We start from the raw sequence: 296 nt of genomic DNA on the forward strand, positions 1-296 counted from the left end.
TTCTGCTTGACGGTGGAGGTGAGCTCTTCCATGGAGGAGGCGGTCTCTTCGAGGGAAGAGGCCTGTTCCTCGGTACGCTGGGAGAGGTTGGTGTTGCCGGCGGCGATCTCCTTGGCGGCGGTGTTGATCGCATCCGCCGAGCCCTTGATGCCGCTGATGAGGCTGTTGAGCTTGTCGATGGAGTCGTCCACGGCCTCCTGCAGGACCTTGAAGTCGCCCTGGTAGTTGCCCTGGATCTTCTGCGTGAGGTCGCCTTCGGACAACGCGACCATGACGCGCTTGACCTCGTTGACGGG

General features: G+C 62.2%; 1 protein-coding gene. It reads right to left on the reverse strand.

What is annotated here, in order from left to right; all coding sequences use genetic code 11:
• Positions 1-296 (reverse strand): HAMP domain-containing protein (locus G6032_RS00185; RefSeq protein WP_346763727.1); only part of this gene is annotated, 296 nt, incomplete at both ends.

Source organism: Wenzhouxiangella sp. XN24, assembly GCF_011064545.1.
Classification (GTDB): domain Bacteria; phylum Pseudomonadota; class Gammaproteobacteria; order Steroidobacterales; family XN24; genus XN24.